This is a genomic window from Candidatus Chordibacter forsetii, from assembly GCF_964187505.1.
Classification (GTDB): domain Bacteria; phylum Verrucomicrobiota; class Verrucomicrobiia; order Opitutales; family Seribacteraceae; genus Chordibacter; species Chordibacter forsetii.
On the sequence record NZ_CAXLML010000061.1, the window covers coordinates 1 to 16,488 of the forward strand.

A 16,488-nucleotide genomic window follows, 5' to 3' on the forward strand; every position below is an offset into this window, starting at 1 on the left:
ATGTAGAAAAAAAGCAGAGCGACAGATGAGAACAAGGCCAAAGAGGCTGCAACATGCTGATTGGGCTTGTAGTGGTGTAGAATATTAGAAGTGGTGTAAAGCACGGACCCACCAGCAAATAAAACCATGACCGCGGCAAAAACTAATCCAAGAGAAAAGCCAAAGATCATACTACAAACGATAAAGCCAAGCGCGACAAAGCCTCCGATCGAAAGAACTCCTCTCATGAAGGAAAAATCTTTTCGGGTAATGAAAACGGTCGCAGTAATTCCTAGCACAAGCAACAAAGTCATTAATCCAGCTGTAGGTATAAGCCCACTCCCTCCATACATGGTTGCGATAAAAAGGAGGGGTAAAAAAACGATCGCTTCGGCAATGACAAATAACCCAAGGCCTAAGTATTGCATCTGTTCAGAATTTTCGGAACGAGCCAATTTATCTGCTAGGTATCCTACTCCCATAAAAAGACCTAAGACGATTAACCAACTAAATCCACTAGTCATACTCATAGCTAATTGAGCAGCGAAGGGAGCATTGACTAAGTAACATTCAATCCCGATGAAAGCCAGTATGGCCACGGCTAGGTGAGAATAAGTCCGTCGAATAAAGGCAGCCCGTTCATTGGCATGACTTCTAGCAGCGGAAAGGGTGAAGGTTTGTTCTTTCATAAAATATATTGTGTTAAAAAAACTTGGAATAAATATCTCATCAAAATGGGCTTTTCTCTAAATCAAGCAAGTCCGTTCGGCCTAAGATAAAAAATCTACTGCTACCCCCAGAAGCATTAATAAGATAATTCTCTTAGGATTGCTTTGTTTAAGTGCTTCCTTAGGTTTAAGCATTACTCAATAATTTCATTCAGTTATGCCAGAACATCCCTTTCTTGACCTCGCCAACCTCCCTGCCTGGTCCGAGCTTTCCCCCGACCTCATCAAGTCTGAAATTTCCAATGCTTTGGAAAGATCAGAAGAACGCCTGCAGAATATTCGCTCGTTAAGCCAAGAGGAATCTAATTTCAATAACTCAGTAAAAGCATTAGAACAGGCTACGATTTACCTCGACCATTCCTGGGGACTCGTTGGTCATTTGGACTCCGTATGCAACTCTCCTGAACTTCGGACCGCTCACAACGAGATGCTACCGAAGGTTTCTGCATTTGGTGCCAAAATTTCCTTGGATGAAAAGCTATGGGAAGTCATTCGTTGCTTTTCAGAAAAACCAGAAGTCCAAGATCTTTCTCCAATTGATCACAGACTTTTGGACGAAACTTTAGCAGATTTCCGTGAATCCGGTGCTGATTTACCTGCGGAGAAAAAAGACCGTCTCGAAAAAATATCCTCCGAACTTGCCCAAGCTACTCAGCAATTTTCCGAACGGGTTCTCGATGCCACAAATTCATGGAAACTAGTAGTCAATGAAGAAGCCAGACTTAGCGGACTACCTCAAAGTGCCAAAGAAGCTGCAAGGGCAACTGCCATTGAAAAACTGGGCGAAGAGGAAGGTAGCAAATCTTGGATCTTTACCCTGCATGCTCCCTCTTTGGTACCAGCCCTACAATATTTGGACGACGACGAATTAAGAAAAGAAATATGGACCGCCAGCGATGCTCTCGGATCAGAAAAACCTTATGACAACCAATCCTTAATCGCTACCATTTTACAACTTCGTCAAGAAAAGGCGGAATTATTAGGAAAGTCTGATTTTTCTGAAGTCGCCCTTTCTCGCCGTATGGCCAAAAGCGGGCAGCGGGCAGATGCCTTTATTTCCGAACTGAGAGATCAAACCGCACCTTTCTTCGAACGGGAAAACCAAGAACTCGAATCTTACAAGGCAGAAAAAACCGGAAAAAACTCAGATCTGCTGCAACCATGGGAAGTTGGATACTGGTCAGAAAAGTTAAAAAAGGAGCGCTATGATTTCGATGAAGAGGATCTTCGTCCCTATTTCTCTATCCACTCGGTACTTCAGGGTATGTTTGCGTTAGTAACCAAGGTTTTTGGTCTTCGAATCGTGGAGCGTTCGGTCCTCTTTGAGGGTGAAGTCCATGCTCATGGCGAAGAGAACAGTCAAGCGATTGAAGTTTGGCACCCAGATGTAAGGTTTTATGATTTATTCGATTCGGAAGGTGGGCAATTGCTTGGTTCCTTCTATGCCGATTGGCACCCGCGATCGAGTAAGCGAGCAGGTGCCTGGATGAATTATCTTAAGACTGGAGAACCCTTGAAAAACGGTGAGCGGTCTCCTCACCTTGGATTAATCTGCGGTAATCTGACTGCCCCAACTCCTGGAAAACCAGCCCTGCTCACTCATTATGAGGTTGAGACCATTTTTCATGAATTTGGTCACCTTCTACACCACCTTTGTGGTGAAGTTCCCCACACCAGTTTAAATGGTGTAAATGTTGCCTGGGATTTTGTGGAATTGCCTTCTCAGATCATGGAAAACTGGTGTTGGGAGAGAGAAAGCCTAGACCTCTTCGCAAAGCATCATGAAAGCAACGCCCCAATACCAAATGAATTGTTTGCCAAAATGATACGGGCCAAAAATTTTATGGCCGGAAATGCAATGATGAGACAGCTTGCTTTTTCCAAGCTCGATTTGGTCATGCATCGCACCCTTGCCCAAGACCTCCCCCAGGACATGGAAAGCTCCCTCCAAAACATCCTTCGCGATTATCTTCCGAAACGAAAGACGCAACCTCGGACTATTGCGCTGCGTTTCAGTCACTTATTTGGAAGCCCAACAGGCTATGCCACTGCTTACTACTCCTACAAATGGGCGGAAGTTTTAGATGCCGATGCATTTACCAGGTTTCAAAAAGAAGGAATAATGAATCCAGAAACCGGTCGGTCTTTTCGAAAATCTATTCTTAGTCAGGGAAACTCGCGTCCACCCGAAGAACTATTTAAAGAATTTATGGGTCGACCGCCAAAATCCACTGCCCTGCTCGAACGCAGTGGCTTGTCCCCAACTACCCAGTAACCCCATTTAAATATGTCCACTAAACCACAAGTCCTAGCCTGGATTACTTGCGACAGCGTCTATGTAGATCCGGCTACCGGCAAGCATACCTTACTCGGAATTTTTTCTAGTTTACGAGCAAAGGAATTTCCTGTGGTCCATCCTCGAATGGTCTGGTTTCTTTCTTTTTCCGACCTGACCATTGGCAAGCATCAGCTAAAAATGACTATTGGTTTGCCCATGGCGGAGGAAGAACCCCGTACAATTATCGACCGGGAATTCGAGTCCCCAGGACCTCAGCACCGAATAAATCTAATTAATGACATACAACGATTAAAGTTCGATGCCCCTGGAAACTTTTCTATCCTTATCGAAATTGACGGGCAAGTTGTATTAGCAAGTAGCTTTCCAATTATTGAGGTGAAAATGCCGTCCTAATTTTCACAGTTCTGCAGTCTTGTGCCCTTGCTTAAATTAACCGAATTTTATATTTCATACTCTTATGCCTGATATTATTGCATCCGATTCATCTGAGTCTTCCCCGTTATTGGTTGTTGGCTCAGTCGCTTTTGACAACGTTATTACTCCCCAAGCTGAACAGGAAAGAATTTTAGGGGGTGCCGCCTCTTACTGTTCGTTTGCTGCGAGTTATTACACACAAGTGCGCATGGTTGGTGTAGTTGGAAATGATTTTGGAGAATCCGACCTCGACCGACTTCGAGCAAGAGGAATTGATCTTGAAGGCGTCAAAAAGGATGATTCCGGACCCACCTTTTTTTGGAAGGGAAAGTACCATGAAAACTTCAACCGTCGAGACACCTTGGATATTCAATTAAATGTGTTCGAGAAATTCCGTCCCGACCTCCCAGAATCCTACAAAGATTCCTCATTTGTACTCTTGGGAAACATCCACCCCGCTCTACAAATGCATGTGCTTGATCAATTAGCTGGAAATTCGTTTGTACTTGCAGATACCATTGACCTGTGGATCGAGACCGAGCGCGAATCTCTTCTCTCCCTGATTAAAAAAGTCAGCCTATTTGTAATTAATGATTCGGAGGCCGAGGAATTAACAGGTGAATCAAACGTTATTCTTGCCGGTGAAAAACTTCGTCAGATGGGTCCAGAAAGCGTAATCATCAAAAAGGGAGAACACGGAGCTATTCTATTTCACGAAGAGGGAATGTTTGCCCTACCCGCTTACCCCGTGACTCAATTACATGACCCCACAGGGGCTGGAGATTCTTTTGCCGGTGCCCTTATTGGAAGATTATCTTCTCGAAACCGTTCAGATTTCTCTGCGATCAAGGAAGCTATGCTTTATGCTACCTGCACTGCCAGTCTTACGGTTGAGGCCTTTGGGTGCGATCGTTTGGAGTCGGCTGGTAAATCTGAAATTGAAGAACGTGTTGCTTCTTTGAATCAACTTATATCCGTTACCTAAGCTTGTTCCGGATTCACCGAGCACATACACACTTCCTCAGTTGTTGGAATTGGGTATGTTTACTCGCGTTTATCTCCTGCTCAGAAACAAATCCATCAAGTGATCATACACAGAGGAATAAAACGCCGATTCCCGCCCAAAAGGAGGCAACTTCATTGATGCATCACAAACTACCCACTGCTGAAGAAATTGCAAAACTACCCGCAGACGGTGGAAGTGCATACAACCGATTAATTTTTGAAAGTAGTCCTTATTTACTTCAGCATGCCCGCAACCCCATTGATTGGAGGGCTTGGGGAGATGAGGCTTTAGAATTAGCACTGTCCTCAGATAAACCTATTTTTCTCTCGATTGGCTATACCACTTGTCATTGGTGCCACGTAATGGAAAGAGAATCATTCGAAGACGTAGAGGTCGCCCGTCTACTTAATGAAAATTATATCTGTATTAAAGTGGATCGGGAAGAAAGACCTGATCTCGATAATGTTTACATGTCTGTCACCCAAATGATGACGGGACGTGGAGGTTGGCCCATGACGGTGATCATGACTCCACAAAAAATCCCTTTCTTCGCAGGCACTTATTTCCCAAAATCCTCTATGATCGACATGCTTCCTCACTTTTCACGGATTTGGAAGGAAGAAAGGGAAAAAGTTGATGAAGTTGGACGGTCAATCATTGAGAATTTGGCTAAGGCTCAATCTAGCCAGGCAGGGGGAGACCTTAACGCCAGTCATCTAGACCGATGCTTTGACGCCCTCTCCCAAGCTTATGACTCAGAACATGGAGGCTTTGGTCAACAACCTAAATTCCCCACCCCGCACTCCCTCTCCTTTCTATTGCGCTATTATCAAAGAACTGGAAAAGAAGAGGCCCTGAATATGGTTTCCCACACCTTGCGTCAAATCCGCCTGAGCGGAACTTATGACCAAATTGGTTGGGGCATCCACCGTTATTCGACTGATCGTGAATGGCTGGTTCCACACTTTGAAAAAATGCTCTATGACCAAGCTCTCTTTGCTATAGCTTGCCTGGAAACCTATCAACTCACAGAAGATCCTCTGATGAAAGAGGCATGCCAACATACCCTTGATTATGTCTCCCGTGAACTCTCTTCCCCCGAGGGTGGATTCTACTCTGCAGAAGATGCGGATAGCGAAGGAGAGGAAGGGAAATTTTACCTCTGGACGAAGGATGAATTGATTTCTGTTCTAGGAGATGAGGATGGGGAAACTTTCATCAATATATTCGGTTGCGAAACATCAGGAAATTATTTGGACGAAGCAACACGCCAACGAACCGGCAAAAACATTCCACATCTCAAAAAATCCATTTCCGAGTATTCCCATTTACAGGATGTAAAACCAAAAGAATTTCAACAGAAACTGGAAAATATACGAAAAAAACTTTTCAATTCCAGAGAAAGTCGGGTACACCCTCAACTCGACGATAAAGTACTAACAGACTGGAACGGCCTCATGATTTCCGCCTTTGCTCGTACCGGACAGGCCATGGGTATCAAAGAGTATATCATCCGGGCCCAAAAAGCAGCTGACTTCTGCCTTTCCGAACTTCGTCAACCAAATGGTAGGTTGCTCAAACGCTGGCGACTCGGCAAAGCCGGACTACCCGCCCATCTGGAAGACTACGCTTTTTTAGCGCAAGGCTTGATTGACTTGTACGAGGCTACCTGCACCCCTCATTACCTGGACCAAGCAAAACAATTGATCGATCTTTCCCGCGAACTTTTTGAGGACCCTGAAGTTGGGGGATTTTTCCTCACCGCCAAGGATGGCGAGCAATTACTAACCCGACCAAAAGAAATTTATGATGGTGCCATACCTTCTGGAAATTCGGTTATGGCGATGAACCTTTGCAGAATATGGAAGATATCAGGCGATGAAAAATATCGCGATTGTTTGAACCGTTCCTTTTCTGCATTCTCCGGTTTTTTGGAGTCTAACCCTTCTGGGGCCGAAAACTTTTTACACGCCCTCGCCTTTGTTCTCCACCCACCTTACGAAATTGTAATTTCTGGAAATTTAGAGGATGAAAACACGAAGAAATTCATCAAGGAAACAAACAAACGTTTTCTGCCCTTCAAAACTCAAATTCACTTACCTAGACAATTTGAAAAGTCAAAGATTGTAGAACTAGCACCCTATTTAACCGCCTTTACATCTTCGCAAATGCCTACTTTTTTCCTTTGCCGAGATTATGCCTGCGATCAACCTAGAGTAGACCCCAAAGAAGTGGGGAATATTTTGAATACTCTTTTGGTTAAAAACCAAGATAGTTTGGATTAGTTTCCTAACTAAGCCTTTTCTGCTGTGGCGAGAAGGGTTTCAAAAAAAGGCTTTTTATTTTCTTTAGCGACGACCTCTACTTTTGCCCCACGAAAGCCTGCCTCATCAATCATTCGATAGAGTTCGTTCTGACCAAAGCCCAACCAGTGATCACCATAAAGTTCACGAGCTTTTTCAAACTGGTGTTTTTTTAAATCGATAACAATTAGCTGCCCACCAGGTTTAAGAACCCGAAAAGCCTCCGAAAGAGCAGCTTCTGGTTTTTGTGCATGGTGTAAGGATTGACTCATTAGTGCGAGATCAACGCTTTTAGCTGGCAATGGAACTTTTTCTAAATCGCCAACCTTATACTCTAAATTCGCAAGTCCTTTTCTTTTTGCTAAGTCGGTCCCCAAACGAACCATACTTTTTGAACTATCTATACAAATTACTTTCTTTGCCCGGTCTGCTAAGAGTTGAGAAATTGTACCCTCCCCCGCACCCAAATCGACGATGGTAATTGAGGGAACAAGACGAAAGAGAAAATGTCCAATTGCTTCCCAAGTTCTTCCGGGGACATAATTTTTTCCCAAGCGCTCCGCCACTTCATCAAAATAGCGTTCAGATTCACGCCTTCTACGATCGACAATACGGGAAAGGGCAGACTGATCACTAAGCCAAAACTCCTCATCAGATTCCTCAGATAAGGCCAACCTAAGAAACTCATACTTTGGGGATGGATCGATATCCAATACATAATAAGTACGCTTACCATCCTTGCGGTCGCTAACCAGTTCATTCCTTCTCAACAAACCAAGATGAGAAGAAATTCGGGATTGTCCCATCTCCAAGATTTCCTGTAATTCAGCAACCGATAATTCTTCTTGCCCCAACAAACGGAGCATACGCAAACGAGTGGGATCTGAAAGTACTTGTAAAACCTCAGTAATCTTCATTCCACACAGGTTGTAGATTTACAGAAGCTTACCTGCAATGGAAATCCAAAGACTCCAAAATCAGTATAGAAATGAGAACAAGATTAAATGGCGATTAGAACAGCAAAAGCTATTCCAAAGATCAAAGAAACAACCTACTTGTTATCTACCCAGCGACTGACGCTTTCAACTGTCAATGATTGAGCATTTCCTTCCACATCGATTTGAATGTCATCTCCCACTTTTTTTCCAAGAATACTTTGACCCAGTGGAGTAAGGTAAGAAAGAACATTATTATCAGGATCACCATCCCACGCTCCAAGAATTGTGTAACATAACTGCTCTCCAGAACCCGTATCCTTCAGCTTTACAACGGATCCTATCCCAATTGAATCGCTTGGAGCTTCACTAAAATCAGTAGCTTTTGCACGCATCAATTCGCTTTGCAATTCAGCTTGGCGGGCAAGAAGGATTTTTTGATCGTCCTTAGCCATATGATATTCCGCATTTTCTTTCAAATCTCCATGCTCCCTGGCTTTTTCGATAGCAAGCGAATTTTCGGGAATCTTTTCCTTAGTCAAGACATCAAGATCTCCAAGTTTGCGATCATAACTATCCTTGGAAACAATAAGGGTATCCTCAACCGGTGCACTTGCAGAGCTACTTGAGCTTGAACTACTTTGACCGTCTAAAAGTGCTTGGATGCTGGAAAACTTCTTGATAAATCGTGCGAGTAATGATCTCTTGGTTAGATCCTCAAATCCGGGGTTAAGCATTAATGCTTGGGCAAGATCTTTAGCATTTTCTTCGGAACCTTTATCCAAAATATCGGATAATAATTGTCGGTCATCTGAAAGGACTTCTCCGAGAGGAATACGGCGACTCGTAGCATTTTTCAAAGACTCATAATCAATTGCAGAAAATACGGCGGTTAAGAGCCGAGGATTGATCATTTTGTCGAGTAACTCCTGAAATTTTGCAAGCTTACGGAATTTGAGCATCCATAACAACACAGGAGCTTTGAGGGTTTGTTCATCTAACCAAACATTAAGAGTCGAAATCAAGAGTTTTGACTCTTCGCGATCTATCAGGAAATGAGCACATTCACCTGAAAATTTAACCGTGGTGTTTTGCAATAAGTTGAGGACAGTCTTTTTCCAATTATCAGGATAGGTACGGGCGACCAAGTCTAGAAAACGGCTGTGAAACTTAGCTGGCATTAGATCTGCCAAGGCAGCTAGATCGTCCTCGCATTCTTTGAGGATAGAAGCAGAAGTTGGTTCTAATTTCTCAACATCTTCCTCAACATCTCTGGCTAAGTTGTTGCGAACCCAGATACCATACAATCGATCAGCTTGGCTTAAATTCTTAGCCTCTAAAATTGCGACCGTCAGATCTGCGAGCACTTGGGGAAGATCCGCCTGTAAATCCTCTTTTTCTGCTGCGAGGTCAAAAAGTTTTTCTGCCAGTACTATTTTTTCATAGGATCTTTTTTCCTCAAAAAAGTCCTGAAGGATTTCCTGTTCAGGTTTTACTGGTTCGTCACGCAATACATAGGGTTCGGTTTTTTTGTTGGGAACCGCGATACGAGGGTCTTTAACCAATACCTTTTTCGTCGCAGTCCACCAACGTTTCGCCTTTGCAGCACCAAATAAGTAGCCGAGAACTCTTTCAATTTCACGGGTATTCATGCACCCGTCATTTCCATGTTCCAAAACCTTGATAATCAAATCAGCAGGCTCTTTTTTGGCTAACTTTTCAATTTCCTCAGTATTTTTACGATGTTGGGCAAGAATATGATCATCGGGAAGCAATTCTAACTTATCGATACAAAATACAGGATCCATTGCATGACTGCTTTTATCGTCTTCCTCGAAATTAATCAGGATCATTCCGCGATCATCATCAAAACCGGCAATCAATCCAAAGCCCCAACTGCGATGTATGCAGTAAGTTCCTGGATTCATTGACTCTAAGACAGGGCGTGAGGATTCCAAGGACGGATCTTTTTCGACCATACGATCGATAACTTCAGTATTCATTCAGGCTGTAAGTAGGTTCAGTTTCAATGTTTTAGACCCCTAATCTTTAGCAAACTTGCAAAAATTGGCGAGTGAAAAGAAGACTAATTAGCAGAAGCTAAGCCCCTACTACCTGAAGACTGCTTAACGCCAAACAATACAAGGGCAGGAAAAATTAGCCAGATTGCCCCAATTAAATAGGCAATTGATGATCCATAAGTGAAATAAATCAAGCCAGCCGAGAGAGGTCCGATCGACCTGGCAATGGACCCACATGACCTAAAAATTCCTAGATTCACTCCTTGTTCAGATTCTGAAGAACTAAGGGAGGTAAGGGCGGTTAATGTAGGACTTATCAAGGCAACTCCGGTAGACATGAGAAATAATCCCGGATAGAACCAAGAGAAAGAATGAGAAAATGAAATTACCAAAAAGGCAAAAACTCCTATAAAAATTCCCAAATGAGCCATATTACGCTCACCTATCCGACCTACAAATCGACGAACGACAACGCCCTGAACCAATATGAGTGTACCCCCGATCAGTAAAAACATCTCTCCCAAATCTTGCGGTGAAAAAGCAAACCGCTCGACAGCCAAAAAAGTCAGAGTAAATTCCATGCCCGAAAAAGAAATCATGTAAAGCAGGTAACAAAGACAGGTTCGTCGTGCTTCCGGACTTGTTACTTCAGTCATCTTGCAAACAGCTGGAAGAAAAGAATTTGTCGGATTTCTTTTTTCGGCAGGTAGGGTTTCAGAAAAACCCCAAACCAGCCACAAGAGATTAATCACGGCAAGACCGAAGCTTATTGTAGCAGCTGCCGAAAACGGATGCATACCAAAAAACACCAATTCTGAGCCCGACCAATCCCATTGCGACGCCAAACCTCCAAGCGCTGGCCCCAAAACAAATCCCAACCCAAAAGCAATACCAACAAATGCCATCCCTTTAGATCTCTTTTCCCTAGTGGTCACATCTGCAATGGCCGCAGTTGCAACCGAAATGTTCCCCCCAGCCATTCCACCGATTACACGGGAAAGCAGAAGAACCCAAATATCTCCTGCCATGATCCAAAGAAAATACCCGATTGCTGTGCCACCAAGGGTTATTATTAGCACAGGTCTGCGTCCATAACGGTCAGATAAACCACCCCAAATCGGGGCAAAGAAAAACTGCAGAATTGCATATAGCGAACCAAGAATCCCCCCGAAGATTACGGTTTCCAAACGAAAATTTGGATTTCCTGGCAACAAGTCATGGCCGAATTCACTTACCCAAGAAACGAAACGAGAAATTATTCCCCCGCCCATACTCTGTTCAAGGAACAAATAGTGATCGAGCATGTCAGGAAAAAGCGGGAAAATGATGGAAAATCCCACCATATCCAAAAAGATGGTCAAAAATACGACCCCGAAGATGGAACGCTTGCGATCACTCATTGTTCAAGCTCCTTATTATTTCTTTCTAAAACTGATTTTTTTTTCAAAGCCAGCCTGACATTTTCAGGAACCAATCCAGTTTCCCGTTCTCCATAACGATGAACCTGCTTGATAAGTTGCGAACTGGTAAAGAAATATTTCTGACTAGGCATAAGAAAGATAGTTTCCAAAGAAGAATCAAGATGTCTGTTCATCTGGGCCATTTGAAATTCGTACTCGAAATCAGAGACCACTCGTAATCCGCGAATCAAAACACTCGCTCCCTTGTGCATAGCATGATCCACCAGTAACCCATCAAATAATTCCACTGATACATTATTAAAACTGGCTAAATTCTCCTCAACCATGGAAACCCTCTCTTCTGGAGAAAACAAGGTACTCTTAGCCGAATTGCCAGAGGCAACAGCCACGATTACTTCCTCGAACAACCGGGAAGCTCGGGAAAGCACGTCCAAGTGTCCATGAGTTACGGGATCAAAAGTGCCAGGGTACAAAGCAATAGCCATTATTTTCTTTCTAACGACTGTCTGCGTACAAGTCCACAACCAAGGATACACTAGAGTTGTAGTTGCCAATTTTCGAGGAAGGATCTAAATCCTTTCCACATTGATGAATCTGCCCAACTTATTAACTCTATCAAGAATTCCACTTATGGTAATGGTGGTTGCCTTACTTCATCCATGGGAAGAAAAAACCATCCCCTGGTCATGGACGGTTGCCTTATTGCTATTTCTTTTTGGGGCCTTGACCGACTGGTTGGACGGTTGGCTAGCACGCCGCCTTGGTCAGGTCTCTGATTTTGGTAAGTTCATGGATGCATTGGTAGATAAGATATTTACCATGGGTACTTTTGTAAGCATGCTTGCCCTTGGCATAATCGGTTTGTGGGCTTTATTTCCCATTCTGTTAATACTTTCACGAGAATTTCTTATCACCGGATTACGCTTGATTGCAGCGGCTCAGGGGAAAACCCTAGCAGCCGAAAAGGCAGGTAAAGTAAAAACAGTCATGCAAATTACCTCAATTTGTTTATTTATAACCGAAGGTGCACTTATCCATGATCTTTCGCAGACCGAATTCCTTGCGAGTTCTTCCACATGGATCCAACCCATTGGGCAAGCAGCACAAGTTACCTTGATTCTAGCCTGCGTTCTCACGGTTTATTCAGGGATCAATTATTTGGTAAAATACTGGAAAGTCTTTATAGGCCAGGACTCTTAAATGTTGATAGGATGAATCGAATTGTTCTCTTCCTCGCCACTTTGGGACCGGTAGGAACTAAGTTACCTGCACCTGGAACTATGGGGTCATTGGTCGGTTTGCTCGCATATGTTTTCATGACACTGGTAATGGGTTGGCCTGCTCACCTAATTGCCCTGAGTTTCCTTCCTCTTTTTGTTATTGGAATCCCCCTTTGCTCTCGAGCCGAAATCCTACTCGATCGAAACGATCCGGGAGAAATAATTTGGGATGAATTTACAGTTATTCCATTCGTCTTTCTCCCTCTCTTTGACTTTTGGATGATTCCGCCCACTAAAGAGACTTTTTTCTGGCTCGCATTTGGATTCGCTCTTTTTCGTTTATTCGATGTAACCAAGCCCTGGATCATTCACTCTGCACAGAAACTCCCCCGTGGGTTTGGTGTGATGGTGGACGATCTTCTCGCTGCCATAGCCGCGGCTTTGGTTCTTTGGGGTGCTCGAACTTTTTCTTTGTCTTTTCTCTCCTGAACGATCTAAATCATATTTGTGCCTGACCAACCTTTAGAAAATGCTCATACTTTTACCCTCGAGGTAAATAACAAAATGGGTGTGCATGCACGACCGGCCGCCATGATCGTCCGGATTGCATCACACTTCTCTGGGGAGATTTGGGTAACCAAAAAAGATGGGGAGCGGGTAAATGCGAAAAGTATTATGGGAATTATGATGCTCGCAGCAGCCCGCGGATCGGAACTTACCTTTGAATGCAGCCCTGAAGATGCACCTGAATTAGAAAAGCAAATGTCTGATCTTTTCGCCTCCAAATTTCAGGACGAATAAGCCAGCCTTTTTTAAAGAGTTTCTGAAACCGAGGCTTCTGAAACCCGATCTTCGTAAAAGTTCTTAATCAATTCCTTGATTTCAGATGGTCGAAACTTGCTCTCCGCTTCCCGGGTAATTTTTTCAACATCTAGTTGATTAAAACGGCGGGCAAAAAACTTCATCTCCAAAACCATTGATGGAGAAGCACTGAACGAATCAAAACCCAGTCCGATCAACAGGGGTAGAAAGTGAGGATCTCCAGAGATTTCTCCACACAGCGTAACGGGTAAATTCTTTTCCCCTGCAACAGATGCAACTTGTTTAAGTGAGCGAAGGACAGCAGGGTGATGAGGTTCGTATAGAAAAGCGATTTCATTATTTACCCGGTCAACAGCCAGGAGGTACTGCACAAGATCGTTTGTACCAACGCTAAAAAAATCGGATTCCTGGGCGAGTAGATCGCAAATTGCAACTGCAGCGGGTGTTTCAATCATACAACCCAGTGGAATCTCTGGATCATATTTTTCTCCACGACTGTCCAGTTCCCGCTTTGCCTGAGCAATAAATTCCTTGGTCCGGATAACCTCTCCTACCCCTGAAATCATTGGCAACATGATACGCATGTTTCCATGTGCACTTGCCCGCAAGATTGCACGCAATTGATCTAAAAATACCGCCGGGTTACTCAGGCAGTATCGAATTGCCCTAAAACCCATAAATGGATTGGCTTCTCTTTGTTGGTTCAAACCATCAAGTAATTTATCCCCACCAAGATCCAAAGTTCGTATAGTTAGGGGCTTTCCTGAAGCCGCTTCCACCATCTTGGCATATTCTTCGTACTGATCATTTTCAGATGGTAGAGAATTGGTTCGAAGAAATAGAGATTCTGTACGGTATAGCCCGATACCTTCACACCCCAGATCGATCGACTTCTTGACCTCTTCAGGTGTATCTGCGTTCGCCCAAAGATTAAGAACTTTTCCGTCAGCAGTTTGTGAGGGTAAGGAAGACTCCTGCTCGACCAAATTAATGAGTTTACGACGTTGAACATCAACTTTTCCGTATCGAAAAAGAGTGGTTTCACTGGGATTAATAATTGCAACCCCTTCAAAACCATCGATCAAAAGTTCATCACCTTGCCTTAACTTTTCGGTCAAACCACGCAAACCAACTACCGCAGGAACTCCACTTGCTCGTGCCATAATTACCGCATGACTGGTCTGACCGCCAAGGTCTGTGGCAATACCCAAAATTTTCGTGCGGTCTAAAGCCGCCGTATCCGATGGGGTTAGATCTTCAGACACCAATACCTTGGGTTCATCAAGGAAGGCGGTACCCGATGCGGTGGTGCCAGAAAGGCACCTTTGTAACCTGCGGGAGATATCCCGTAAATCAACGGCTCGTTCCCGTAAATATTTGTCCTCCAATTGGTCAAAAAAAGACAGGTATTTCCCGGTTACCCGGTGGACACACTTTTCAACATTTTCACCTGACTCTTTAATTTCTTTCTTCACATCTTCGATCAAGGCACGATCTTCTAGCACCAACATATGTGCATCAAAAATACCCGCTTCCTTTTCACCAAGATTTTTAGCAACATCTTCCCGGATTTCTCGGATTTCTGATTTGGTCATCTCCAAAGCCTCAAGAAAACGTTTAATCTCTTCTGCCTGGTCAGACTCCTCTACCTCGTATGTGGCAATCTTTACTTCGTCATGTAGGAAGCGAAATACCGGACCATGAGCAATTCCAGGAGACGCAGGAATCCCGAAAAGCATAAGTTCAGAAGTATTATTATTGTCCTCAATCATCGCAGAAAATTTTAACCAAATTCCCACTATGCCTCAAAGGTGAAAGCATGGAAAACAAATTCTGACCCATTAAATAATAGCTTTAGTCAATTATTTCACAGGTCTGTAAGAACACTTTATCTCCCCAAGCTTTAAGTATTAAATCTTTCAGGTGCGAAATTTGATCAAACCCTGATGGCAATAATGCAAAGCAACAACTTCCACTACCAGAAAGCCTTGGTTGGATACCATGTTGTTGTTTAATTTGCTCAAACAAGGGAAGAAAATATCGATGTTTTTCAAAAACTGGAATCTCCAGATCGTTGTGCAAGATCTCCTCAATAGGTAAGTTTCCATTTTCCCAAGACTTTACACTCTCTTGTGCCCATTTTTTTGTTGAATAACTTTTTTTACTAGCAAGCGTAGCATACACATCTGCGGTGGAAAAACCAATGTCTGGTCGGAAAAGCAAAACCCTTTGTCCAGATATCTGTTGAGATAAAGATTTCATAATCGACCGAACATGCTCTCCCCTCCCTTCCGCTAAGCATAAACCCGGAGTTAAAAAACTTGGGCAATCTGATCCAATCTCCGAAGCTAAATTATAAAGCATATCTTCGGGCAATGAGTCATCCCCCAATTCATTCATACCCAAGAGGGCCGAGACGGCATCCGAACTTCCTCCACCCAAGCCCGACATAGGGGGAATTTTTTTCTTTAATATAATCTCAACTCCCCAACTTTCTCCACTTTGCTGAAACCACTTATCTACGGCTTGGCAGACTAAGTTGCCTGAAGTTTCCAAATCCTCAAAGCCAGGACACCTTAAATGCACTCCTCCGTTCTTATCCTTTCGTTTCAACTCCAAGGTATCGCCAACTGAGACTTTTGCCAAAACGGTGCAAAGATCATGGTAACCATCTTCTCTCTTGCCCGTAACTGCGAGGAACAAGTTAACCTTTGCAGGAGCAAAGAGCTCAACCGTATTTTTCGACCTATGCTTGATTCGTTCGATCATAACTTTTTTTATGTTAAGGAGCCAAAGATCGAGGGGCGATACAAGAATTGAATTGGCTCAAACCTATGACCAAGCATGATGAATACAAGAACATGAGTGCATCAACACCCGAAATAATTCTCGCTCTCGATTTAGAAGATCGTGAGCAAATTCATCAAGTCCTCGAAAAAACCGGCGATCGTTTAAGTTGGGTAAAAGTCGGGTTGCAAAGTTATTTGCGGGACGGCCCTTCTCTCGTACGGGAACTAGCGAGTTCAGGAAAGAAAGTTTTTCTCGATCTTAAACTTCACGACATTCCCAACACTATGACCAAGGCACTCGAAAGTTTGGTTGATCTTCCAGTTGGACTTATCACATTGCATGCATGTGCCGGCCCAGAAGCCTTGGAGAAATGTGCAGAATTTGCCAACAAACACATGCCTAATGTTACTCTTTTAGGAGTAACCGTGCTAACTTCCACAAATCAAGAGGGTTTAAGTGCCATTGGAGTAAATAACCCTGTAGATGAACAAGTCCTTCGCCTCGCTTCTTTGGCAGTAAATCATGGAATTGGAGGAATCGTCTGTTCGCC

15 protein-coding genes are annotated in these 16,488 nt (G+C 43.6%); 8 read left to right on the top strand and 7 right to left on the bottom strand.

From position 1 onward, the window contains the following. Positions 1-668 (bottom strand): Bax inhibitor-1/YccA family protein (locus tag ACKPQ4_RS02760; RefSeq protein WP_407679685.1); only part of this gene is annotated, 668 nt, incomplete at its 3' end. Positions 669-864: 196 nt separating this feature from the next. Here ACKPQ4_RS02760 and ACKPQ4_RS02765 point away from each other — a divergent pair. The 4 genes from ACKPQ4_RS02765 (at position 865) to ACKPQ4_RS02780 (ending at position 6,711) form a co-directional block, all read left to right on the top strand. Then, entirely contained in the window at positions 865-2,982 is a 2,118-nt protein-coding gene (locus ACKPQ4_RS02765) for a M3 family metallopeptidase (protein WP_407679686.1), read from the top strand. 12 nt (positions 2,983-2,994) lie between these two features. Then, a complete protein-coding gene (locus ACKPQ4_RS02770) occupies positions 2,995-3,399 on the top strand; it encodes a DUF6941 family protein (RefSeq protein ID WP_407679687.1) in 405 nt (134 codons plus the stop codon). Positions 3,400-3,463: 64 nt separating this feature from the next. Next, entirely contained in the window at positions 3,464-4,405 is a 942-nt protein-coding gene (locus ACKPQ4_RS02775; RefSeq protein WP_407679688.1) for a PfkB family carbohydrate kinase, read from the top strand. Between the two features lie 158 nt (positions 4,406-4,563). After that, positions 4,564-6,711, top strand: coding sequence for a thioredoxin domain-containing protein (locus ACKPQ4_RS02780; RefSeq protein WP_407679689.1), 2,148 nt, complete (start codon positions 4,564-4,566; stop codon positions 6,709-6,711). An 8-nt stretch (positions 6,712-6,719) separates the two neighbouring features. On the opposite strand, the gene ACKPQ4_RS02785 is transcribed toward ACKPQ4_RS02780, so the two are convergent. The 4 genes from ACKPQ4_RS02785 to coaD all read right to left on the bottom strand — a co-directional run bounded on the left by ACKPQ4_RS02785 (position 6,720) and on the right by coaD (position 11,591). Continuing rightward, positions 6,720-7,646 (bottom strand): ArsR/SmtB family transcription factor, encoded by a 927-nt coding sequence (locus ACKPQ4_RS02785; protein WP_407679690.1) that lies wholly within the window; start codon positions 7,644-7,646, stop codon positions 6,720-6,722. Between the two features lie 134 nt (positions 7,647-7,780). Then, positions 7,781-9,667, bottom strand: coding sequence for a GreA/GreB family elongation factor (locus ACKPQ4_RS02790; RefSeq protein ID WP_407679691.1), 1,887 nt, complete (start codon positions 9,665-9,667; stop codon positions 7,781-7,783). A gap of 83 nt (positions 9,668-9,750) precedes the next feature. Continuing rightward, complete coding sequence (locus ACKPQ4_RS02795; protein WP_407679692.1) at positions 9,751-11,085, bottom strand: MFS transporter; 1,335 nt, start codon at positions 11,083-11,085, stop codon at positions 9,751-9,753. Then, positions 11,082-11,591 (bottom strand): pantetheine-phosphate adenylyltransferase, encoded by a 510-nt coding sequence (gene coaD, locus ACKPQ4_RS02800; RefSeq protein ID WP_407679693.1) that lies wholly within the window; start codon positions 11,589-11,591, stop codon positions 11,082-11,084. The genes ACKPQ4_RS02795 and coaD overlap by 4 nt, the downstream gene beginning before the upstream one ends. A gap of 103 nt (positions 11,592-11,694) precedes the next feature. Between coaD and pgsA the strand changes: the two genes are divergently transcribed. The 3 genes from pgsA to ACKPQ4_RS02815 are packed head-to-tail and all read left to right on the top strand — an operon-like array spanning position 11,695 to position 13,127. Then, the gene (pgsA, locus tag ACKPQ4_RS02805) at positions 11,695-12,306 is read left to right on the top strand and encodes a CDP-diacylglycerol--glycerol-3-phosphate 3-phosphatidyltransferase (protein WP_407679694.1); all 612 of its coding nucleotides are present in this window, start codon (positions 11,695-11,697) and stop codon (positions 12,304-12,306) included. 11 nt (positions 12,307-12,317) lie between these two features. Beyond that, positions 12,318-12,815, top strand: a complete 498-nt coding sequence (locus tag ACKPQ4_RS02810; protein WP_407679695.1) for a phosphatidylglycerophosphatase A family protein — start codon at positions 12,318-12,320, stop codon at positions 12,813-12,815. Between the two features lie 18 nt (positions 12,816-12,833). After that, positions 12,834-13,127, top strand: coding sequence for an HPr family phosphocarrier protein (locus ACKPQ4_RS02815; protein ID WP_407679696.1), 294 nt, complete (start codon positions 12,834-12,836; stop codon positions 13,125-13,127). Between the two features lie 11 nt (positions 13,128-13,138). Here the strand turns inward: ACKPQ4_RS02815 and ptsP are convergent, their stop codons facing one another. Both ptsP and ispE read right to left on the bottom strand, forming a co-directional pair. Beyond that, on the bottom strand, positions 13,139-14,947 hold the full coding sequence (gene ptsP / locus ACKPQ4_RS02820) for a phosphoenolpyruvate--protein phosphotransferase (protein ID WP_407679697.1): 1,809 nt from the start codon (positions 14,945-14,947) through the stop codon (positions 13,139-13,141). Positions 14,948-15,002: 55 nt separating this feature from the next. Continuing rightward, positions 15,003-15,917: a 4-(cytidine 5'-diphospho)-2-C-methyl-D-erythritol kinase gene (ispE, locus tag ACKPQ4_RS02825; RefSeq protein WP_407679698.1), complete on the bottom strand. Its 915-nt coding sequence runs from the start codon at positions 15,915-15,917 to the stop codon at positions 15,003-15,005. A gap of 47 nt (positions 15,918-15,964) precedes the next feature. Here ispE and pyrF point away from each other — a divergent pair. Further along, on the top strand, positions 15,965-16,488 hold a 524-nt coding region (gene pyrF, locus ACKPQ4_RS02830), incomplete at its 3' end, for an orotidine-5'-phosphate decarboxylase (protein WP_407679699.1).